18 protein-coding genes and 1 tRNA gene are annotated in these 21,231 nt (G+C 36.2%); 9 read left to right on the top strand and 10 right to left on the bottom strand.

Going from position 1 to position 21,231, the window contains the following annotated elements; genetic code table 11:
* Positions 1 to 93: 93 nt before the first annotated feature.
* Together BW951_RS18370 and BW951_RS18365 are read right to left on the bottom strand one after the other, a co-directional pair.
* A complete protein-coding gene (locus tag BW951_RS18370; RefSeq protein ID WP_076395413.1) occupies positions 94 to 543 on the bottom strand; it encodes a GAF domain-containing protein in 450 nt (149 codons plus the stop codon).
* A gap of 12 nt (positions 544 to 555) precedes the next feature.
* A complete protein-coding gene (locus BW951_RS18365) occupies positions 556 to 1,983 on the bottom strand; it encodes a nicotinate-nucleotide adenylyltransferase (RefSeq protein ID WP_076395411.1) in 1,428 nt (475 codons plus the stop codon).
* A 54-nt stretch (positions 1,984 to 2,037) separates the two neighbouring features.
* Here BW951_RS18365 and BW951_RS18360 point away from each other — a divergent pair, with 54 nt between their 5' ends.
* Entirely contained in the window at positions 2,038 to 2,805 is a 768-nt protein-coding gene (locus tag BW951_RS18360; protein ID WP_076395409.1) for an MBL fold metallo-hydrolase, read from the top strand.
* Positions 2,806 to 2,884: 79 nt separating this feature from the next.
* Positions 2,885 to 2,964 (top strand) — tRNA-Leu (locus BW951_RS18355).
* Positions 2,965 to 3,099: 135 nt separating this feature from the next.
* On the opposite strand, the gene BW951_RS18350 is transcribed toward BW951_RS18355, so the two are convergent.
* Complete coding sequence (locus tag BW951_RS18350; RefSeq protein WP_084196483.1) at positions 3,100 to 7,788, bottom strand: Ig-like domain-containing protein; 4,689 nt, start codon at positions 7,786 to 7,788, stop codon at positions 3,100 to 3,102.
* Positions 7,789 to 8,529: 741 nt separating this feature from the next.
* Here BW951_RS18350 and BW951_RS18345 point away from each other — a divergent pair.
* A complete protein-coding gene (locus BW951_RS18345) occupies positions 8,530 to 9,960 on the top strand; it encodes a helix-turn-helix domain-containing protein (RefSeq protein WP_228427566.1) in 1,431 nt (476 codons plus the stop codon).
* Positions 9,961 to 9,977: 17 nt separating this feature from the next.
* Here BW951_RS18345 and BW951_RS18340 read toward each other — a convergent pair whose 3' ends face one another.
* The 3 genes from BW951_RS18340 to BW951_RS18330 all read right to left on the bottom strand — a co-directional run bounded on the left by BW951_RS18340 (position 9,978) and on the right by BW951_RS18330 (position 12,248).
* Positions 9,978 to 11,084 (bottom strand): calcium:cation antiporter, encoded by a 1,107-nt coding sequence (locus tag BW951_RS18340; protein WP_076395403.1) that lies wholly within the window; start codon positions 11,082 to 11,084, stop codon positions 9,978 to 9,980.
* A 38-nt stretch (positions 11,085 to 11,122) separates the two neighbouring features.
* A complete protein-coding gene (locus tag BW951_RS18335; protein ID WP_076395401.1) occupies positions 11,123 to 11,392 on the bottom strand; it encodes a hypothetical protein in 270 nt (89 codons plus the stop codon).
* Positions 11,393 to 11,687: 295 nt separating this feature from the next.
* Positions 11,688 to 12,248, bottom strand: coding sequence for a helix-turn-helix domain-containing protein (locus tag BW951_RS18330; RefSeq protein WP_228427565.1), 561 nt, complete (start codon positions 12,246 to 12,248; stop codon positions 11,688 to 11,690).
* A 167-nt stretch (positions 12,249 to 12,415) separates the two neighbouring features.
* On the opposite strand from BW951_RS18330, the gene BW951_RS23145 reads away from it, so the two are divergent.
* From BW951_RS23145 to BW951_RS18310, 4 genes are all read left to right on the top strand, one after another.
* Entirely contained in the window at positions 12,416 to 12,538 is a 123-nt protein-coding gene (locus BW951_RS23145) for a hypothetical protein (protein WP_256040334.1), read from the top strand.
* Positions 12,538 to 13,566, top strand: a complete 1,029-nt coding sequence (locus tag BW951_RS18325; RefSeq protein WP_076395397.1) for a glycoside hydrolase family 130 protein — start codon at positions 12,538 to 12,540, stop codon at positions 13,564 to 13,566. The genes BW951_RS23145 and BW951_RS18325 overlap by 1 nt, the downstream gene beginning before the upstream one ends.
* A gap of 40 nt (positions 13,567 to 13,606) precedes the next feature.
* Positions 13,607 to 15,874 carry a glycosyltransferase gene (locus BW951_RS18320; RefSeq protein WP_084196482.1) on the top strand — a complete coding sequence of 756 codons (2,268 nt, stop codon included), beginning with the start codon at positions 13,607 to 13,609 and terminating at the stop codon, positions 15,872 to 15,874.
* Positions 15,875 to 16,035: 161 nt separating this feature from the next.
* Positions 16,036 to 16,839 carry a hypothetical protein gene (locus BW951_RS18310; protein WP_139326206.1) on the top strand — a complete coding sequence of 268 codons (804 nt, stop codon included), beginning with the start codon at positions 16,036 to 16,038 and terminating at the stop codon, positions 16,837 to 16,839.
* A 175-nt stretch (positions 16,840 to 17,014) separates the two neighbouring features.
* Here the strand turns inward: BW951_RS18310 and BW951_RS18305 are convergent, their stop codons facing one another.
* Both BW951_RS18305 and BW951_RS18300 read right to left on the bottom strand, forming a co-directional pair.
* Complete coding sequence (locus tag BW951_RS18305; RefSeq protein WP_076395391.1) at positions 17,015 to 17,281, bottom strand: hypothetical protein; 267 nt, start codon at positions 17,279 to 17,281, stop codon at positions 17,015 to 17,017.
* 87 nt (positions 17,282 to 17,368) lie between these two features.
* Positions 17,369 to 17,599 carry a hypothetical protein gene (locus BW951_RS18300; protein ID WP_076395389.1) on the bottom strand — a complete coding sequence of 77 codons (231 nt, stop codon included), beginning with the start codon at positions 17,597 to 17,599 and terminating at the stop codon, positions 17,369 to 17,371.
* A gap of 159 nt (positions 17,600 to 17,758) precedes the next feature.
* On the opposite strand from BW951_RS18300, the gene BW951_RS18295 reads away from it, so the two are divergent.
* Both BW951_RS18295 and BW951_RS18290 read left to right on the top strand, forming a co-directional pair.
* Positions 17,759 to 18,058, top strand: a complete 300-nt coding sequence (locus BW951_RS18295) for a helix-turn-helix domain-containing protein (protein WP_076395387.1) — start codon at positions 17,759 to 17,761, stop codon at positions 18,056 to 18,058.
* Positions 18,059 to 18,269: 211 nt separating this feature from the next.
* Positions 18,270 to 18,764: a hypothetical protein gene (locus BW951_RS18290; protein WP_076395384.1), complete on the top strand. Its 495-nt coding sequence runs from the start codon at positions 18,270 to 18,272 to the stop codon at positions 18,762 to 18,764.
* 21 nt (positions 18,765 to 18,785) lie between these two features.
* On the opposite strand, the gene BW951_RS18285 is transcribed toward BW951_RS18290, so the two are convergent.
* Together BW951_RS18285 and BW951_RS18280 are read right to left on the bottom strand one after the other, a co-directional pair.
* Complete coding sequence (locus BW951_RS18285; RefSeq protein ID WP_076395382.1) at positions 18,786 to 20,084, bottom strand: cryptochrome/photolyase family protein; 1,299 nt, start codon at positions 20,082 to 20,084, stop codon at positions 18,786 to 18,788.
* A gap of 498 nt (positions 20,085 to 20,582) precedes the next feature.
* Positions 20,583 to 21,230: a murein L,D-transpeptidase catalytic domain-containing protein gene (locus tag BW951_RS18280; RefSeq protein WP_076395380.1), complete on the bottom strand. Its 648-nt coding sequence runs from the start codon at positions 21,228 to 21,230 to the stop codon at positions 20,583 to 20,585.
* Position 21,231 lies beyond the last annotated feature (1 nt).

Here is a 21,231-nt window from a genome sequence, read left to right as displayed (position 1 = left end):
AGGAAACTTTGATCTATCCTATCCTATCATACAAAAGACTCCGGCTCTTCGAGCCGGAGTCTTATATTTTACACACTTTAAAAGCGAGAGTTTTTACAAAATTTTAGAAACTTCGTTACACAGCCATTCCAATAATTCTCTGTCTTCTTCTGTAAAAGGATCAATCTTATGAGAATCGATATCAATCTGACCGATATTCTGTCCGTCTTTGAAGATTGGAACCACGATTTCTGCTTTGGTATCGATAGAACAGCTTAAATAATTACTTTCTTCGTGTACATCGGGAACAACAAACGTTTCATTGGAAACGGCAACCTGACCGCAGATTCCTTTACCGTAAGGAATGATGGTGTGATCCGTAGGAGCTCCAACGTAAGGTCCCAGTTTCAACTCATCTTTATCTCCGTTTTTGAAATAAAAACCCGTCCAGTTGAAATAGGATATTTCCTGATCCAAAAGGTGACACACTTTCTGAAGTTTCTCTTCTGTATTATGTTTCGGACTTTCAAGAATAGACGAAAGTCGTTTTTTTAATTCTGACATTTTTTTACTGTTTTAAGAAAATTGTTTTAAGGAAAGTTCTTCTTTGTAGCCGAACATTCCACGCTCTTTTATCATCTCTGCCACTCCTTCCGGAAGCTGATTTTCCCATCCTTTCATATTGCATCCGATTTTCTTCAGGATATCTCTGGAATAAATTTCCAAAAATTCCGGATTATAATTGGTAATATCTACAATACGGTTGTTATGCTTGAAATATTTATATAATTCCTTAAGGTTTTCTTCCACTTTAAGGTTATCGGAATCCAGTAATTCGTGAGTTTCCGGATCTTTATAAGGATAGAGGTATACTCTCATGCCGTTTCGGAAAAATTTCCCGAAAGCTTCCAGAATTCCTCCCGATAAATTTTTATAATATTTTTCGTCGAATACCATCAAAAGGTTATTCACCCCCATTGCAACGCCGATTTCTCCGCTTGTGTAGGAAGCAAAATAATCAATCAGTCGGTAATATTCAGAATAATTGGATACGATTACGGTATATCCCAATTTGCCGAGAACATCTACCCTATCGAGAAAATCTCTTTCATTAATGTCTCCGTCCGCTCTAAGGTTTGAAATGGTAATTTCTATTAAAACTTCAGTTTCATCCTGAGTACAGGTTACTTCTTTCATGAACATATCGAGCCCGTTCTGAAGCATATCGATGTTCACCTTCGTTACAGGTCTGAAGCTTCCTCTTACCGCAAAAATATTTTTCTTGTACAAAATATCCGCAGGAAGCATATTATTCCCTTCCGAATTGAAAATCACGGCATCCGTCATTCCGTTTTTAACCAACTGTAAAGACATCAGTCTGTTATCCACATACGCAAAAGCCGGTCCGCTGAAATCGATCATATCAATTTCAAGATTGTCTTTTGCAACGTCGTCGTATAAAGATTCTATTAAATTTCGTGGATTGTCGTAGTAATGAAAGGCTCCGAAAATAAGATTTACCCCCAGATTTCCAAGGGTTTCCTGCTGCAACGTGGCATCATTTTCCTTGAATTTTACGTGAATAACGATTTCATTGTAATCTTCGTTCTCCTTTACCTGAAAACGGATTCCTACCCAACCGTGACCTTTCACTGTTTTATCGAAATTAATGGTGGTAACGGTATTGGCGTAAGAAAAATATTTTCTGTTGGGGTTGCTCTCTCTGGAAATTCTTTCTTCGATAAGGGCTACTTCATAGCGAAGCATTTTTCGAAGTCTGTTTTGGGTAACGTATCTGTTTTTTACCTCTTTTCCGTAGATGGCATCACTAAAATCTTTGTCGTAAGCCGACATCGCCTTAGCAATTGTACCGGAAGCTCCCCCTGCTCTAAAAAAGTGTCGGACTGTCTCCTGCCCTGCTCCAATTTCTGCGAAAGTACCATAAATAGTAGGATCTAGATTAATTGTTAATGCTTTTTGTTTAGGAGTTAGTTTCTGATACATTAGGACATTAAATTTTTCGTAAATTTACCAAAATTAAACCAACCTCAAAAGAAAATGAAGTTGAAATTTTTAGGAACGGGAACTTCGCAGGGTGTTCCTGTGATTGGCTGCAGTTGTGAAGTGTGTACTTCAAGTAATCCCAAAGACAGTCGTCTTCGGTCTTCTGTGATGGTAACCACCGATGAAGACAAAAAAATCCTTATCGACTGCGGACCCGATTTCAGACAGCAAATGCTTACCCACAAGGAAGATCATGTAGATATTGCTCTGCTTACTCATGAACATAATGACCATGTTATCGGCCTTGATGATATGCGTCCCCTTATTTTTAAAACCGGAAAAGATATTCCTTTGTACTGTTCTTCAAGAGTTGCCGACGAAGTTAAAAACCGTTTTCCTTATGCGTTTGCGGACGAAAAATATCCCGGAGCTCCGGCTTTTGAACTTCATGAAATTGAAAATAAACCATTCACAGTTGTAGATACAGAAATTACCCCGATTGAAGTCATTCATTTTAAAATTCCCGTTTTCGGTTACAAATTTAAAAAGCTTGCTTATATTACAGATGCAGGATTTATTTCTGAAGCGGAAAAAGATAAGCTGAAAGGTCTGGATATATTGATTTTAAACTGCATCCGTAAGTCTGATCCCCATCCTGCCCATTTCATTTTGCCGGATGTTATTAAATTATTTGAAGAACTGAAACCTGAAAAATTATTTTTAACCCACATCAGTCATCATTTAGGATTGCATGACGTTGAAGATAAACTACTTCCATCCGGAATGCACCTTGCCTACGATGGTTTGGAGATTATTTTTTAAAATTTTTCTTTAAAAAACTTTGGAAAATAAAGAAAAGTTTCTATATTTGCACACCGATTCAAAACAAGGTAACACACTTGCCCAGGTGGCGGAATTGGTAGACGCGCTGGTCTCAAACACCAGTTCTTAGGAGTACCGGTTCGATCCCGGTCCTGGGTACAAAAAACCTCTGAAATCATTTGATTTTCAGAGGTTTTAAATTTTTAGGGTGGTTACTGGCCTAAAGTTTTTAATACGTAAAGTCATTATTCAAAATAAAAACCGCCCCATTTAAAAACGAGACGGTTTATTTATTTAATTTTTAATGATTTTCTTAACCTTTATTATGTTCTTATCCGTTATTATTTTTAGCAGATACTCACCTTTAATTAAGTCATTAGTATTAATCGTTTTCTGCAATAAACTTCCTTGTTTGAGGAGTTTGCCAGATATATCATACAATTCATAAGATTTCAGACCTTCTCCTTTAACCGTAATGAAACTGTTAAAAGGATTTGGATAAACATCTATAATGTTATCTATTTCTACATCCGGATTTTTTTCCAAGGTATTTTTTGCTGTACGATTTGTACCTGTAATAATTCCTGTATTAGAAGCAGTTCCTAAAAGTTGTCCAAATTTCGATTCCTCTTTTACGCATCTTACATTCATTGCATTCATCGGATGATTAATAAATGCATCATTCATTGATACTAGTTTGGATGAGGTAAGACTGTTTGTAAGAAAAGCCAGATTATAGGCGGTTCCATAGGAATTAGCAGATCTTAGTGTAGCTGTCCATACTCCTGAAATACCTAATTTCATAGCTGCAGATATCACATCATTATTACTAAAGCCTCTAAATCCTGTTACGGGATAGTTTCCGATTTTATATTTCAGGTTCGGATTACTTGTATTAGCAGAATTACCAAACTGATATCCATAGACCGTGCTAGTATTTTTAACCGTATTGCCTAAATAATAAGGAACACCACCATTATAAATATCTGTTGGATTTTTAATCTCAAAATCCACTTCCTGTACAATCCCCATACTGTGAATTCTAAACGGATCTACTGATGCATTCTTTTTATAAAACCCATTATACCATGGAGAACTTCCTTTATTATCATCTAAATGATTCGGGTCATTAGGATCATTGTCCACTACTCCAATTGAAGTATCCGGAACTCTCCATCCTCCCGGACAAGGATCAAATACAGACTTAGATGCAGCATGCCCCCATCTGTCCATCATTTGGTTAGGAGTAGAATACAGCCAGTCTTGTCCATAAAAAGCATTAAGACTTGCACGGTTTGTATATTTTGTACCCGGAACCATAAAAGCCAAAGGATTTTCTGCAGAATATTTCAGATTATTCATGATGTTTTCTGCTTTAGTAATTCCAACATTACCATAATCTGTATCTCTTCGTTTGATATAGGTATTTCCATAGGTATTTCCCGTAAGTTCAGAAAACGATGATGGATATACATTTCCACTGGCATCAGGTCCTGATGAAGTCCAAATACTGTAATTTCCTGTAGCAGCCATTCCATTAGAGACAATTAGACCTGGAGTAATAAAGCTGGGTATAGGATCTTTTCTACCCCACTGATACTGCATTCCGCCAGAATTATTAATCATTATTAATTCTGCCGGTGTTACAGATTCTGGATTAATAACATTCGAAAAAGCATCAGTAGCACCAAGATTTCTATCCATAAAGATATTTTTCATTGGCTGAGCTCCGGAATTTGTAAAATTAACATAATTGGCATTAGCAGGCAATAATACATCTTCTGTCTGATATGCAACTTCATCTACATTGGTATTGGTTACCCAAATATGCCAACTCCAGTAAGCAGGAGCAGAAACATTTCCGTTATGTAATGAAACTACCGCATTTCCGGATTGATCGGGAGCTACTTTTACCGAGATGTAAGCGTCTTTTATATTTTCCTTATTAGCTGGAGCATTAATTACTTTGATATTAGAGATTAAAGATCTGTTGTCTGACCAATAAACGTTTACTTTAAGATTACTGAAATCACGCATTCCATGATCTGAAAGATATTGATTATAAACAGAAAATGCTTTACTAATCGGAATTTTTATTTCCCTTTCTGTAGTCGCTCTTGTAACTAAATATGTATTCGGATCTTTAAGTCCTTCCGTATAATTTACATCCGCTGCATTGGTAAAGAAGCTTGTCGGGAAATCATATCCTTTTGCATATTTATCTTCTACACAACGGCATGCCATAGCTCCTGACAAAGCGCTAGATTCATATGCATGGGTATAATATCTACCTATCATATTTTGGTATGGTGGTGTAGCTGGATCGGGTTTTGATGTAAACTGTCCCGCATCTCCATACGCAGAAAAAAAGTATGAGTAAGGAGTAGATGAAGCAGTAACAGTTGCAGACTGAATAATAATTTCGTGAGGGTCCTGATGATAAAAATCACCGGTAGAGCCTACTACATACTTACCATTACCCGGATAAACCCCCATATTTCTCGGAAAACTTCCTGAATAGGTATTTGTAAAATCTATCCCTAAATTAGGATAAATTTTCACTCCGTTCAGAGCCTGATTAATTGTGGTTGGCTTAGTATTAACAAAAGATGCCAGATCATTCGCTGGACTGCCGGAATCTCTTCCCCATGGAGAAAAAGTATTGCTAACTGTTGTTGCAAATGTATTGTTGATGTAAGACGGTACTCTCCAGTTATTCGGGCAAGGATCATAAGATGTTTTTGGTTTGTATGTATTGACAGTACTTCCTGCTGTATTGATAGCAAGCTGAGAATTATCTCCCCAAAGATCAGATTTTTTTCTTGTCGCATTATCTGTTCCTATGTTTTGAACAAACCATGCATGTCCGGCTACTGTATTTGTAAAAATGAGATCCAGAGGATTATTTACAGAATACTTAATATTACTATTAATATCACTGTAAGGTCTTTGCATACTGGTTATCTTATTCGTTGTTCCGTTTCCTGTATAATCATACAAATGTTTTTTTGTACCTATGGTTCCACTGATCTCGTATTTCGAGCTATCTTTATATTCAAAGGCAGGAAAAGGATCTTTTCTTCCCCACTGATACATTAACCCACCGGATTTATCCCAGTTATAACCGGTAAAGTCTTTATTTGTAGCACCTAGATTTCTGTCCATCCACTTCGGAGTAAACTTCTTTACCACTCCATTTTCTAGATAACTTGCTGTCTCTGCGCCCGCTCTAACATTTCCATAGGTTACACCATTTGATGGATTATCTGTAACCCAAACATGCCAGCTCCAAACAATTTTATTATTAATTTTCAATGCTACAACAGCATTTCCCTCACCTTTTGCTTTATTTATCTCTACCTTAATTTTTGCATCCTCGCCGGATCCTTCCATTGGGAGACTATAATTTGTAGAACGGATAATACCGGCAACATCTTCCCAATAAACTTCTGCTGTTGGCGTACCATTAAGAACTGTGGCATCATTTAGCAACCCATTCTGATCTTTCCACATCGCATAGGCTTTTTTTACAGGAATATAAAATCCGTCATTATTCAGATTAGGATCGAAAATATAACTGTTGGGCGCCAATCTCCAATCTCTTGCTGCCGTAACATCTATTTTCCCGTTTAATGTTATCTGTCCACATCCCCCATTTGTAGCAACTGAATAATTAAATGTACCTACAGCCGTTGGTGTTTCGCTAATTGTAAGCGTATTATTATTTACAACCCCTGTAACTCCTGAAGGCAGACCGTTTACAACTATATTTGCAGCATTACTAAATGTGTAAACAATTGGCAGAATCGGTGTATTTACATCTACCGTCTGTGTATTGGATCCTGATGATAATGCTAAAGTTGCCGGAGGATTTACCACCACATCTATTTTTGCTCTTGTGCTCTCGCAGCCGTTTACTGTTTGGCTTACATAGTAAGAAACTGCACCGGAGTTGGCTGTTGACGGTGTAGGCGCTGTAGCACTTCCCGTTCCTCCTGTAGCTGTTGTATACCACAATAATCCTGTTCCTGTGGCAGAAAGCGGAGAAGCTGTATCATTCTGACAATAAGTAATAGGTGTCGTTATTCCGGGTGTATCCGGAGTAGCATTTACTATAACGTCTATTTTTGCTCTTTCTCCCTCACAGCCGTCAATAGTCTGGCTCACATAATATGATGTAGTACCTGAATTTGCTGTAGAAGGTGTTGGTGCTGTATTACTTCCCGTTCCTCCAGTAGCTGTGGTATACCATAACAATCCTGCTCCTGTAGCAGAAAGCGAAGACGCTATGGTGTTCTGACAATAAGTAACAGGAGAATTTACCTCCGGTACAGGACTTGTACAGGACTGTGGAGTATAGCCTACCAAACCATAAACATTCAGAGCGTTGGTTACCCCTCCATTATTTGTGAACAATTTTACTTTTATAATGTATGTTCCGGCAGAAAGCGGTTTATTCAAAACTTCCGGACTCCGTGAATTTAGCCAGCCTTTAGCCCCATCACTCATCCATGCGGTCTGTGTAATTAATTCTTCTGTATTAGGCGAAACATCTGTCCTAACGAGATAAGTCCAGTTTCTCACAAAGCTTAATGACCGGAAATTAAGCGTAGCATTAACGGCACCATTGGGTATTGTAAAACTCTTGCTGTAATAATAGTAATAGCCATCTCCTGCAGTAGCCCAACCATCTTTATCCGTAATCCATCTGCTTTGTGACGCACTGCCAGTAACCGTTAAGCCTGGAGAAGACCATCCCGGATAAGTATGTCTGGTTTTGGTATTTACCGGAGTCGTTTCCCCCGGTCTTACAACTGACCAATCCGGATCAGTTACGGAAACTCCGTCGGTGACATCCGGCGGCGGCGCATTCATCAGTGTACCATCATCATTTTTACCGGTACTCAGATCTATTGTTACGGTTTGGGACAATAAAAATCCCTGAAATAACAATAATGATAACAGAAATAATTTAGTTTTCATTTGTTGTTTATTAATTTACACTACTCTTTTTTAAGGATTTTCGTTTACTCCTGGTTTTATAGGTTGATGTGATTTTTAAATTTTTTGATGTTTTTAGGCAGATTGACCAATTGATCCGCTATTCGGATTTAAAAAAATTCGAAAGACATTTTGAGCTTTGGTTTTAATATTTAGAAACTTTAATAACAGATTATTCTTTATGCAAGACGCAATATTAATTCTGACTTTGGTGAAATTTTATGTTCAAACTTATTTAAACATTTGGCTAGGTAAAATAAAATGTTCATCATATTTATAAATTTGGAATTCAATTTCATAAATAGTACAACAATTAAAACAATGATAAACAATATTTTAAAATTGAAATTAAAATATTATTACCGCAAAGATGCTTTTGGGTAAAAAAACATTTGTTCTTTCGAAGATTGTTAAATTTTAAGTACATTTGAATAGAAAAAAACACATATGCTCTTAAAAAAAATACTCGTTATATTTTTTTTTATTTCTGTAAAAATTTATTCTCAAAGCCTAACTGATCTAGAAGAATCATATAAGATCGACAGTTTAATAAAGAAAGATCAATGGGAACTTGTACATCACAAACTGAGTAACGAAAACATCAACTTCAAAAGAATTTCAAAATATAATATAAAGTATGATTTGCTGATTAAAATTGATTCAGCTTCTTCTTTATATCGAAAAGGAAAATTTTCGGAGGCTGAAAAATCGGCAATATCTTTTTTGAATTTACTCCAAAAAAATAAGAATAAAATAGCGTTTTCTTATTATGAAGCATTAAGGCATATTGCCATTACGCGGCTGTTTTATATTGAAAAGAGAAAAGGAAACATCGCACAAGGACTGAAATTTCTTAATAATTTGTCCATCGGAATGAGCCCGGTATACAAAAAGAAGCAATTAATTTTTTTTGCTGTAGCATACATAGAGCTAAGAGATTATAAAAAAGGGATTGATCTTCTCAACATACACCTAAACAACATCCGTAATGACAGCAACAACGTGCTTTATACCAAGTTTCTAAAGGCAAAAGAAACTGCGGCAGCTTATAATACAAAAAGTGATGCTTTTATCAATTGGTACAAAGATACGGGCGCAATAAAATTTCTGGATTCCGCACAGAAAAACTATGAGAAAGCTTATCTTCTAATGAAAAACTCTGAGAATTTTTCAGCATATTCCCAATCCCTTCACAAAAGCAGAAAGGCTCAAATAGCTTTACTTAGAAAAGAATATGACCTATCGTTATCTCTTTTTAATGAATGTGAAAAAGATTCGGTTTTAATGGAAAAAAGTTTTTCAAGAGAAATGGTTTGGCTCGCTAAAGCTGAAATCTATACCCATCTTAAAAAAAGCGATTCGGCATTTAAATACCTTGAAAAATTAACTGCTGATATTCAGAAATCCAGATGTTCGCACGAAAATAAGCTTAAAGTCTATTATTTATTAAGTATCAACTATGAACATACTGGGAATATCGAAAAGGCTTATAAGTATTCAAAACTGAGCTTGTCAGAAATAAAAAAAGAAAACGTTCAAAAAAATGCAGGAAATTTTTTTCTGGGAGTTTATGAAAAAGAAGAAATAAAAAATAAATCTGAAGAAATGCTCCAAAAGAATAACACGAATTTATTATTATTGTTTGCATCATTACTCCTGATTTCTACCATTTTTTATAAAATATATTACCAGAAAAGAAAAAATAAAGAAGAAATTATTAATATCAGGAAAATCGAAAGTAATATTCCAGATATACAGCCTATTACAGATCAAAAAGTTACAATCTCCACATCAATAGAAGATGAAACCGTTGCTTATATCCTTTCAAAACTCGATTCGTTAGAATTTAAAAAGAGATTTTTATCCAACAGCTTCAAACTCGCCAACATTGCCAAACAGTTGAATACCAATACCACATATCTGTCGCAAATAATAAACCAGTATAAAGGGGTATCCTTTTCTGAATATGTAAATACTCTGCGAATAAATTATATTATAACAGAATTGGATAAAAATCCTCTAATCCGTAAATATAATATTGAGGTAATCTCTAAAGAAATAGGATATAAAAGCTGTACAACTTTCATAAATGCCTTTAAAAAAAGAACCCAAATGACGCCTTCTGAATATATCAAAAATCTGGAAAAAATGTAAAAATTTAAACTGCCTCTTTATGGCACAAGCGTCGTAAACAAATAAAGAAAAAATATAGAGAGCAGAACCAGTCCCTGCATGATATTGGTGCGACCTGTGGCTAAAGAAATGGTGATAATAAACAGCGACAATCCCAAAAGCAGTGTTGATTTTATACTGATGCCCAACGTCATACGGAAGTCGGCAAACACCGAAACTAAAGCAACTGCAGGAATGCTGAGACCTATACTTGCCAAAGCCGATCCGAAAGCGAGATTAAGACTTGTCTGCAACCTGTTGTTGTAGGCTGCCCTTATGGCGGCAATTCCTTCAGGCAGCAGGACAATTCCGGCTATAATAATTCCTACGATTGATTTTGGCGCTCCTGCTTTCAGGACAAGAACATCCACATCTTTCGAAAGGTATTTTGCAAGCAAAACTACAATCCCAAGACATAAAATAAGAAATAAAACGCTCAAAAGCATTACTTTCCGGCTGGGTTTTTCGGGGAGAAAATCCGTTTCTTCAGAAAGTTCATCATTGCCTGTTTTGGGAATCGGTGCTATAAAAAAAGCGCGGTGCCTGATTGTCTGAACCATTGTAAAAGCAATATAAAGCGCCAAAGAAATGACCGATATAAAAACAAGCTGAAGAGAAGTATATTCTCCATTGTCGTGACTTGTGGTATAATTGGGAAGAACCAGAAGAAACACTACGACAACGATAAGCGTTATCATAGCCGTTCCCACTCCCTGAAGCGTAAAAAGCTGCTGTTTGTAGCGAATAGATCCAACGATGATACAAATTCCTATAATCCCTGTAAGAATAATCATCACCGCTGCAAAAACTGTGTCTCTGGCGAGACTTATTGTTTCCAGACCTTTTGAACTGAGCATAATTGAAATAATCAGTGAGACCTCTATCACCGTTATGGCAAAAGCAAGAAGCAAAGTTCCGTAAGGTTCTCCCAGTCTGTATGCAATGATCTCGGAATGATAAACTGCCGCCAATACAGATCCTACAAGAAAAACAGTAAGCAACAGAGAATACCAATGACCGCCGACATAATAATGTGCGAGATAAGCAACCCAAGCTATTAAAGGAACAATAACTGTCCAGCTGAGCAAATGTATTTTGTTATTCATAGAAGAAAAATATGGGATGAACGAATGATAGCCAACTGTTATATGACATCATAATCATTCGTAGTGGTTATGAAATGATGCTCTATAAAATTTTCACAGCCATCACAAAGAGCAACTAACTGTTGTCTGCTGCAATTCTCAATATCAAACTCTTCTTCCACTTCAATGGTAAATTCTGTTACCTTTTCTGTATTAATAAGCTCCAACCCCATCAGTTCATTGAGTGAAGAAAGCACTCTGCCTTCATTAAAAAGCGGCATTTTGCGCATAACAGAATCTTTGAATCTGTATAGTTTTATTGTTTTCATATGTTGATTTTTGTTGAAATAAAAAGACAGGGCACAAAGCACCTGCCCTTTTCATAAAGTCCGTTAAAACATATTTACTATTTGATAGACCTTATTGCAATCCGTATAAAATGAGCGTTATTGAAATAACAATCTGCACATCCCTGTTATTTAATAACACCTTAATGAAATTAGAATCAGCGGGCTGGGATTTTTATCCGTAAACGCCTGCAATATATTGATATTCAAAGATGATGAAATAGTTGGCGTGGATGCTACACATTTCTGGAAAAAACTTACATATTTCACAGGTTTTTTAAAGATCCTCAAGATTTTTAAGCCGTTGTTTTTTCAGATTTCTGTAGAAGGAAGGCGACAGTCCCGTTATTTTTTTGAACTGGTTAGAAAGATGTGCAACGCTGCTGTAGTTAAGTTTATAGGAAATTTCGGTGAGGTTAAGCTCACCATACAAAAGCAGCTCTTTCACTTTTTCCACTTTGTTAATGATGATGAAATGCTGCAGTGTCATTCCCTTTACTTCAGAAAATGTATTGGCAAGATAAGTATAATCGTAGCCCAGTTTTTTACTCACATAATCTGAGAAATTTTCTTTCGGAAGAGCTTCAGAAAAATGGATCATTTCTGTGACTACATTTTTGATCTTTTCGATCAGGATGCTTTTCTTATCATCCAGCAGTTCCAGTCCGGTTTTAAGCAGATTGTCTCTCAACTGCATTCTTTGTTCTGCGGTAATATCATCCAGCGTTTCCACCAGACCGAGATCTACCACCGCATTTTTTATGTTCAGTTTTTCCAGCTCCTGATGGACAACCATTTTGCAGCGGAGACTTACCATATATTTTATGTACAGCTTCATAATCCAACCCTGTTTTCAGCCCGTTAATCCATACGTCAACAGCCACTCTTTCAAAGTTAGCGCTTTAATTTTTAATATCTATGATTTATGTAATAAATTGAAAGACAATTACAAAGAATTCTTTTTTTAATAGACCATCTTTACGTATAGATAAAAATATTTTTAAAATGTCAAAAGAAAAGGAAACAAAGAAAAAATCCGATAAAACACCACCGGCAAAATCATTAAAGGAAAAACGCCAGGACAAACAAAACAAGAGGAAGGATAAAGAAAACGAGAGCCGAGAATAATGCTGAAAGTAAAAAAAGAAGGAATTATCCTCAGAAAAACCGAACTGAGTTTCGAAAACGAAGGCGTTCTGAATCCCGCAGTTATTAAGGAAAACGGAAAAATACACCTCTTCTACCGCGCCGTTGCCAAAGGTAATTTTTCAAGCATCGGATATTGCGTACTTTCGGATCCGACAACGGTGGAAGAAAGATCAGAATCTCCGGTCATCGTTCCCGAATCGGATGAGGATAAACACGGCATCGAAGATCCGAGAATAGTAAAAATAGAGGATGTATTCTATCTTACGTACACCAGTTACGACGGAATCAACGCCTTAGGAACCTTATCTGTTTCCAAAGACCTGAAATTCTGGGAAAATAAGGGAATCATTGTTCCGAAAATCCCTTACGAAAAATTTAAACTGTTATCTGAAGCTGAAGGCTTGATCCCTGAAAAATATAAAAGGTACAACCAGTTTCAGATCAGCCATACCGACAGCGATCCTATTTTTTTGTGGGACAAGAACCTCATCTTTTTTCCAAGAAAAATAAACGATAGATTTTATTTCATTCACAGGATAAGACCCGATATTCAGATTGTAAGCACAGAGAACATTGAGGATCTTACTACCGAATTCTGGGAAGATTATTTTTTTCATTTTAATAATCATATCCTTTTATCTGCCAAATACGACCACGAGTCCAGCTACATTGGCGGAGGCTGTCCTCCCATAGAAACAGAATACGGCTGGCTGATGATCTATCACGGCGTTCACGATACGGTTAACGGTTATGTATACAGCGCCTGTGCCGCCCTTCTGGATCTTGAAAATCCTGAAAAAGAAATTTCCAGACTTCCCAACCCGCTTTTCAAACCGGAAGAAGAATGGGAGCTGGAAGGCGAAGTCAGCAACGTCTGTTTTCCCACCGGAGCCGTAGTAGAAAAAGATCGGCTGTACATCTATTACGGTGCTGCAGACGAGAGAATTGCCGTCGCATCATTAAGCATTGATAAATTACTGAAAGAGCTGATGATGTACGCCGTATAATCATCATTTAATAAAGAATCAGTAAAAAAAGAAATAATTTATGAGTAAAGATATCCAATCAGACGTGGAGGAAAAAGCAATAAGACAGGCTGAGAAAAACAAAAAACACAAAACTTATCATAAATCAGAGATTGTCTTTGTAAGTACTTTTCCTCCAAAGGTGTGCGGAATTGCCACGTACACGCAGGATCTTGTAAAATCGCTCCGTTCGAAATTCGGGGAATCATTCGATATGCTGGTTTGCCCGATGGAAACAGAAGAGGAAAATTATACCTATGAAGAAAAAATCCATTATAAGCTGAATATCTCAGATGCTTTTTCGTATCTCGAACTGGCAGCGCAGATTAATAAAAACAACAAAATAAATCTTGTGATGATTCAGCACGAGTTTGGATTCTTTAATGAAACCGAGAACGGGCTTTATCTTTTCCTCAGAAACTTAAAAAAAGATATTGTGGTAACTTTTCACACCGTTCTGCCGGATCCCGATGAAGAACTGAAGCTGAAAGTAAATGAAATCGCCGGATTTTCTAAGCATATTATCGTGATGACGGCTATCTCTGCCGAAATTTTAATTAACGAGTATGAAATTTCTCCGGATAAAATTATGATGATTCCGCACGGAACACATCTCCTGCCTTTTACCGACAAAACAGCGCTGAAAGAAAAGTACGGACTTAAAGATAAAAAAGTTCTGTCGACATTCGGGTTACTGGGACCGGGAAAAAATATCGAGACCACCTTAAAAGCATTACCCAAGATTATCGCCAAAAATCCTGATGCTGTTTTCCTGATCCTCGGTAAAACCCATCCTGCCATCGTAAGAAATGAGGGGGAGAAATACCGTGAATTTCTGGAAGACCTTACCTGTAAGTTTCATCTGGAAAACAATGTGCGCTTCATCAACGAGTATCTTCCTTTGCCGGAACTGCTGGAATATCTTCAGCTTACCGATGTTTATCTTTTTACCTCCAACGACAGAAATCAGGCGGTAAGCGGAACGTTTTCCTATGCCATCAGCAGCGGATGCGCCATTGTTTCTACGCCAATTCCTCACGCAGTGGAAGTTTTAAAAGAAGAAACCGGAATTATCATCGGTTTTGAAGCACCGGAACAATTGTCTTCCGCAGTCAATGTTTTATTGGCAAATGAAGAAAGCCGGAAAAAACTCCGTCAGAAATCATTGGAAAAAATGGCTCTGACCGCTTGGGAAAATGCTTCTATCTCGCACGCTTTACTGTTTCAGAAGTTCAGAAATGACGAAACAGCGCTTCATTACAGCTTACCGGAAATCAATCTCGGACACATCCAGAATATGACCTCAGATTTTGGAATGATACAGTTTGCCAAAATCAACGAACCCGACATCAGCTCCGGTTATACACTGGATGATAATGCACGGGCAATGATTGCGATGTGCAGACATTTTAAGATAACCAGAGACAAATCTGATCTTCAGCTGATTTCAATTTATTTAAAATTCATCAAATTTTGTCAGCATACCGATGGAAGTTTCCTGAATTATGTAAACGGACATAAACAGTTCACCAATCAGAATTATGAGACCAATCTGGATGATTCCAACGGAAGGGCAATCTGGGCTTTGGGATATCTGGTTTCATTAAAAGAAATTCTGCCTTTGGAATATTCTGAAACCGCTGAGAAAATTATTGAAAAAAACCTGATCTGGGCAGAAAAAATTCATTCTACAAGAGCGATGGCGTTTATGATTAAAGGACTATATTATCAAAATTCAAAGAACAATCTTCCTTTGCTGAAAGAATTTGCCGACCGGCTTGTAAAAATGTATCAGCACGAATCCGGAAAAGACTGGCATTGGTTTGAAAGTTATCTTACCTACGGAAACAGCCTTCTTCCGGACGCGTTGCTTTGTGCGTGGATCGCTGCTAAAGAGGAAATTTATAAGGAAACAGCTAAATCTTCTTTTGATTTTTTGCTGTCTAAAATTATGATCAACGGAGAGATCAAAGTAATTTCCAACCATGGATGGCTTCAAAAAGAAACCTCTGAAAACGACTTCACCATTGGTGGAGAACAGCCGATTGATGTTGCCTATACCATTTTGGCATTGTCTACATTTTATAAAGTTTTCGGTGATGAAAAATATCTGCAAATGATGATGAATTCCTTTGAATGGTTTCTGGGAAAAAATCACCTGAAACAAATTATCTACAATCCGGTAACCGGTGGCTGCTACGACGGGCTTGAAGAGAAAAATGTCAACCTCAATCAAGGCGCAGAATCTACCGTAAGTTATCTGATGGCGAGACTGAATATGAACATTTAAAAGGGTGTTCAGCCTAAAAAACATTTGTTATCCGTAATTTTTCATACCTGAAATAAAAATTTAGCAGTCAAAAATCCTTGTGAACCGGCGTTAAAATTCAGCATTGTGATTAATAACGGATAAGCCCTGAAGATTATGTCTAAAAAATAAAAATCCTGAAAATGAACCATCGAGTCCCAACCAGAAAAAATAAATTCCGCCAGCTCGGAAAGAAAAATGCCATTAGTAAAATCCGCCACGCCGAATTTGTATCGCTAATTTACATCAGAAATACCAATATCGCGATGGATAAGGATCTGCAGGAAATTCTCCGGATTCTGAAGGAACTTCAAGTGCTTAGCCGAAAATCGAGAATGGTATTTAAAACCAACTGTACGCTGAGCCAGCATATTCTTTGGGAAGTTTTAATTAATAAAATCAATGATAATATAAACTGCATCCGGTTGCAGGTAGAATATATAAAAGAGAATACGATTAAAATAAATCATTTCAACCATTCGCTGTTCTGGAAGCAGAATGAAACTTTTCTGAATTTACTGAAGGAAAGCTTTGAAAAGATAGATGAACTGAGTTCTCAAATTCTGCCACAGGAGGAAAGACTGACGTGGAAAACAAATATCGGAAGCAATCAGGAAGAATTCTTTTACATGATGCTTCCACTCTTAAACATCTGCAAAATAGAGCTAGATTTTATTAAAACGCACACTCCCGCCAATCTGAAGAAAGTGATGCAGAATGTAATTGAAGATATCCCCCAAATCAGTTTCAGGAGAAAATACAACAGATACGGACACGCTTATATACAGGCGTTAGAACAATACAAGAAGGAGTTTGGAGAAAAGCACAGTTTCTGGGATATTCTGGTGAAGGTTTTAACAATCGATATGAGAAAATCGCCTTCGGAACTCGTCATGCTTGGCAGATGGATTGATGGTAAAAATAAACATATGATTAACAGCAAGTAAAGGGTTTCATCTTTTTGCGATTACAGAAGCACAGTTTCATCTTACGTTCAGCTCCAAAAAACAATCAAAGTTCAGGCGATTTTCCACATCTCTTATATAGAATGGTGATTGATGGTCGCTTTATTTTAATTTCTCATCCGCATTTCAGGATTTCTCCTGCCTTTTTCATCATGGTCTACAAGATTTCAGTTTCAGCCTCATTCTGAAGATTTTCCTTTGGTTCTGGATTTTCTTCTGCATCTTCTGCAGCATCTTCATTCAGAAATTCGGGTTGAGGTTTAGATAATGAGCTTAAAAAAGTGATGGTGGTACGGTTTCCGTTTTCGTCTACTTTTACCACCAGTGATGTGCAGCAGGGCGATGCTTTGAAATAATTTTCAAATCTTCTGCCGCATTTAAAGCATTCTGTAATAATGACTTCCTGTGTCTCGAAATTTTCCATGGCAATTGTGTGTTTTTTTTGTGGAACAGCTCTGTAAAGAGCAAAATATAATTTTTCATCAAATAATTGTGTTTTCAGAATCCGGGCTTAAGTCTCAGTCTCTACCTGTATCTTATTGAACAACGAAACTTTGTAAAGGGCATCAATCACCGCTTCATCATTTATCAATCTGTTTCTCACTTTTCTTATATAATCGGGATCTTCTTGTTTCTTCAGAATTATATTAACAGAACCTGTGTAGCGCGCTGGTAACCATTTATCAATAAAATCAAATCTTTCATTGATGGTGTTCTGATAGGGATATATCAATTTGCTCATACAAATAAATATTTTTGTTTAACCTTTTTTCGTAATTTTGTGTCTATCTCCATGAGATAATTATAAAACAAATATACAAATATATATTTAAAAACAATAATTAATTGAAGTTTTAACAATTATTTATTAAATAAAATTAAAAAGAAGAAATTATTCGATATGAAAATTCACGAGAAGATACGCGAGTACAGCAAATCAAAAGGAGAAACTCTGAGAGAAATAGCCGAAGAATACGGTATGACGCCGCAGGCTATTCAGCTTTATTTTTCAGGAAAAAATGCAATACCTCTCAATTTTCTGGTTTGGTACCTAGAAAAACATCCGGATCTGGATCTTTATGCGCTTTTTGATAAGAACAGGGAAAGCATTGTTTCTGAACCGAAAACGCCGTACAATAAAAAAACTAAAAAACAGGAAGTAATAGACCGCATTGTAGAAATCCTGCAAAAAGAAATGTAATATACACTGAAGATTAATTACCCAAATACATCAACCGGAAAAATTAAAACAAATAATCTTTCCGGTTTTTATTTTTCTGTAACTGAGGAAAGTAGGAAGCCTGAAATTCTTTTGCCAATTAAAACAAAATTAGTTTTCCTCTTTTTAACAATTTATTTATCTTCGCACCTCGAAATTTAAAAAAGTTAGTGGCTCAAAAAAAATCACAAATATGACCAATGCTTCCCATAAACTGATTCCTATGACGGATTTTGTTATCGAGTATTATTCGCATGAAGGATATGCAGACCTTCAGACGCTTAAGTTGATGAACAATTACGCCAATCTTCTGAAAAAGGAGCTTACTTTGGGAATGTTTGTTCCCGTAGATTCTTCCGGCGAAATCCTGAAAGAACCCAAGAACTACGAATCCTGGAAATCTCTTGAGCACAATTCCAAAAAAAGAAACGATGAAGAAAGCAAGGCTTTCGAAGAATATAAAATCTATCAGAAAGCCGAAAAAAAATGTCTTTTTGAAGGATTTAAAATTGCTTACAACGGGTATTCCGTAGTGAGAATTGTTGCTTCTTACAATACTTCAATCGAACTTTCCTTCAATAAAAACGAAAAGACATTTCAAAACTTCAAAGACATCGAATCGCTAACTTCTTTTAATGAAATCTATCTGAACAGTGCCGCTTTAAAGAAAATAGGCATTCATAAATAGCTCTCAGTTAAACTTTCAGTATTACTCTTTCACCGCTTTTCCGTACACTTCCAAGGCTCTTTTTCTGGCAAAAGTATGCTCCACGATCGGTTCTGCATTGATGTCCTTTTCGGAAAGCCATGTTTTGATGTATTTTAAATCTTTATCAAATTTTTTCGTCTGCTCAGAAGGATTGAAAACCCTGAAATAAGGCGCTGCATCGCAACCGCATCCTGCAGCCCATTGCCAGTTTCCGTTGTTGGAGGACAACTCGTAGTCCAGAAGTTTTTCTGCGAAATACGCTTCTCCCCATCTCCAGTCGATTAAAAGATGTTTGGTAAGGAAACTCGCGACAACCATTCTTACCCTGTTGTGCATAAATCCGGTTTCATTAAGCTGTCTCATTCCCGCATCTACAATAGGATAGCCGGTTTTTCCTTCACACCATTTTTTAAATTCTTTTTCATCATTTCTCCACTTAATGCCATCGTATTTTTCTTTAAAAGACTGGTTCACCACTTTCGGGAAATGATATAAAATCTGCATAAAAAATTCTCTCCAGATCAGCTCATTCAGCCAGACTTCATTGTGTTTCTCTGCAAATTCCACACATTGTCTTACGGAAATGGTTCCGAAACGAAGCGCAATTCCTAAACGGGTTGTATGATCCATTGCCGGAAAATCCCTGTATTGATCGTAATCATCAATAGTCTTTTTCTCCAGTGAAGGCTTTTTAAATTCCAGATCTGTTTTTTCAAAGCCTAAATCTTTAAGCGTTAAAAATTTGGAAGGCGAATATTGATGAAATTTTGAAAAATCGACCTCCATTTTTTTGAAGGTAACGGATTTGAAATTTTCTTTCCATTTTCTTGAATAAGGAGTGTAAACGGTGTAAGGTTTACCGTCATTTTTTACCACATCATCCTTTTCGAAAATAACCTGATCTTTAAAATCCTGAAAATTAACATCATTTTTTTTCAGCAGATCCTGTATTTCTTCGTCTCTTTTTATTGCCTGTGGTTCATAATCCCTGTTGCAGAAAACAGTATCAATTTCAAAATCTTTAATTAATTTTTTGAAAGCTTCAACAGGCTTATCGTGAAAAACCGTTAATCCGCTTTTATGTTTTTTAAGCTCGGTATGAATTTCTTCCAGAGCCTGATAAAAATAATCTACTCTTCTGTCTGATTTATCTTCAAGCTTATCAAGAATTTCCTTATCAAAAATAAAAACCGGAACTACTTTTAAACCGGCTTCAAATGCATGAAACAATCCTGTATTATCTTCCAGTCTGATATCTCTTCTGAACCAGAAAATATTTACTTTTTCTTTTTTAGACATAATGATTTGTTAACCCTGTTTTCTCTACAAAAATCAGACTAATTTTTCTAATTGTAAAGAGATTGTATTTAATTTATAATTTATTTTTACCATTAAGAAATTAAGCCTCTTTAGCTTAAAAAACTTAATAAAAATCAATGTGTTGATTCCTTAATTATAATCAGTTTAACTAACTTAAATTCTTAATGTTAAATTTAAAAATTAACAAAGTTTATTTTAGAATTTAAAATTTTTTTGAAATAAAAATATTCTTATTGGAAAACGCAAAGTTTTTTAATTTTAAACAATGTTTTAAGGCGCAAGAAAATCAAAGATTTTCAATAAGGATTGATGCTTAATTTTATCGCAGATAAAATCTTTGCGCCTTAAGATAAGACAGTATTTAAAGAATATTTTGCGTCTTTGCGCTGGTTACAGCTATTAAGTTTAAACAAGTTTTTAATCAAGAAAAGCTATAAAACTTTTATTTAGCAATATTTAAATAGGCTCTAAATTTTTTTAATTATAAATCCACATCAGAACAGGCTTTTTAGATTTCTGAAGCATCAAATCTATTTCTTTCATCGCATTATTGGAGATGGTAGGACAACCCCAACCTTCGGGCGAACCTTTAGGGAAGACTTCTTCATCGCTCATCAGATTCCAGGAATGAAAGACGATGAATCTTTTCAGCGCATTGCTGTTGGTTTTTTCCAGACCGTGCATGAGATATTTTACATGAATTCCCCAGTCGCTGTAACCTCTCCCCTGAATTTTGTATTTGCCGAGTGATGAAAGATGACTTCCGTCTTCATTGCTGAATTTCGGATGGTCTTTAGATTCGTCACTGCTCCACTGGTTTTCTCCGCAACCGTGACCAACCAGATATTTTTTTGAAGCAGAGTTTGTTTTAAAATCCCACACAACCAGTCTTTTCACTCCGGAATGCAGACTCATATCAATCAGAATGCAAAAATCTGTACTGAACTGATTGGATTTGCAGAATGTAAGTGCTTCTTCGGCTTTCGATTTTGTTTTATTTAAATCAATTTCCGGTTTCTTTTCCTGCTTTGAGATTTCTGAAATCTGTGGCTTGATGGTATTTTTCGCTTCCTGTTTGCATGATAACAGGAAAAGAAATGCCGTTATCCAACTTAAAAAATTCACA

Origin of the sequence: Chryseobacterium gambrini, from assembly GCF_900156825.1 — a bacterium.
Lineage (GTDB): Bacteria > Bacteroidota > Bacteroidia > Flavobacteriales > Weeksellaceae > Chryseobacterium > Chryseobacterium gambrini.
The sequence above is the reverse complement of the archived record's forward strand: the minus strand, read 5'-3'. Positions and strand labels throughout refer to the sequence as shown.

Coding starts and splice junctions, on each gene's coding strand:
- BW951_RS18320 (WP_084196482.1), top strand. CDS start 13,607: ATGAGTAAAGATATCCAATCAGACGTGGAGGAAAAAGCAATAAGACAG.
- BW951_RS18295 (WP_076395387.1), top strand. CDS start 17,759: ATGAAAATTCACGAGAAGATACGCGAGTACAGCAAATCAAAAGGAGAA.
- BW951_RS18310 (WP_139326206.1), top strand. CDS start 16,036: ATGAACCATCGAGTCCCAACCAGAAAAAATAAATTCCGCCAGCTCGGA.
- BW951_RS18340 (WP_076395403.1), bottom strand. CDS start 11,084: ATGAATAACAAAATACATTTGCTCAGCTGGACAGTTATTGTTCCTTTA.
- BW951_RS23145 (WP_256040334.1), top strand. CDS start 12,416: ATGTCAAAAGAAAAGGAAACAAAGAAAAAATCCGATAAAACACCACCG.
- BW951_RS18300 (WP_076395389.1), bottom strand. CDS start 17,599: ATGAGCAAATTGATATATCCCTATCAGAACACCATCAATGAAAGATTT.
- BW951_RS18365 (WP_076395411.1), bottom strand. CDS start 1,983: ATGTATCAGAAACTAACTCCTAAACAAAAAGCATTAACAATTAATCTA.
- BW951_RS18360 (WP_076395409.1), top strand. CDS start 2,038: ATGAAGTTGAAATTTTTAGGAACGGGAACTTCGCAGGGTGTTCCTGTG.
- BW951_RS18290 (WP_076395384.1), top strand. CDS start 18,270: ATGACCAATGCTTCCCATAAACTGATTCCTATGACGGATTTTGTTATC.
- BW951_RS18350 (WP_084196483.1), bottom strand. CDS start 7,788: ATGAAAACTAAATTATTTCTGTTATCATTATTGTTATTTCAGGGATTT.
- BW951_RS18285 (WP_076395382.1), bottom strand. CDS start 20,084: ATGTCTAAAAAAGAAAAAGTAAATATTTTCTGGTTCAGAAGAGATATC.
- BW951_RS18325 (WP_076395397.1), top strand. CDS start 12,538: ATGCTGAAAGTAAAAAAAGAAGGAATTATCCTCAGAAAAACCGAACTG.
- BW951_RS18370 (WP_076395413.1), bottom strand. CDS start 543: ATGTCAGAATTAAAAAAACGACTTTCGTCTATTCTTGAAAGTCCGAAA.
- BW951_RS18330 (WP_228427565.1), bottom strand. CDS start 12,248: ATGAAGCTGTACATAAAATATATGGTAAGTCTCCGCTGCAAAATGGTT.
- BW951_RS18305 (WP_076395391.1), bottom strand. CDS start 17,281: ATGGAAAATTTCGAGACACAGGAAGTCATTATTACAGAATGCTTTAAA.
- BW951_RS18335 (WP_076395401.1), bottom strand. CDS start 11,392: ATGAAAACAATAAAACTATACAGATTCAAAGATTCTGTTATGCGCAAA.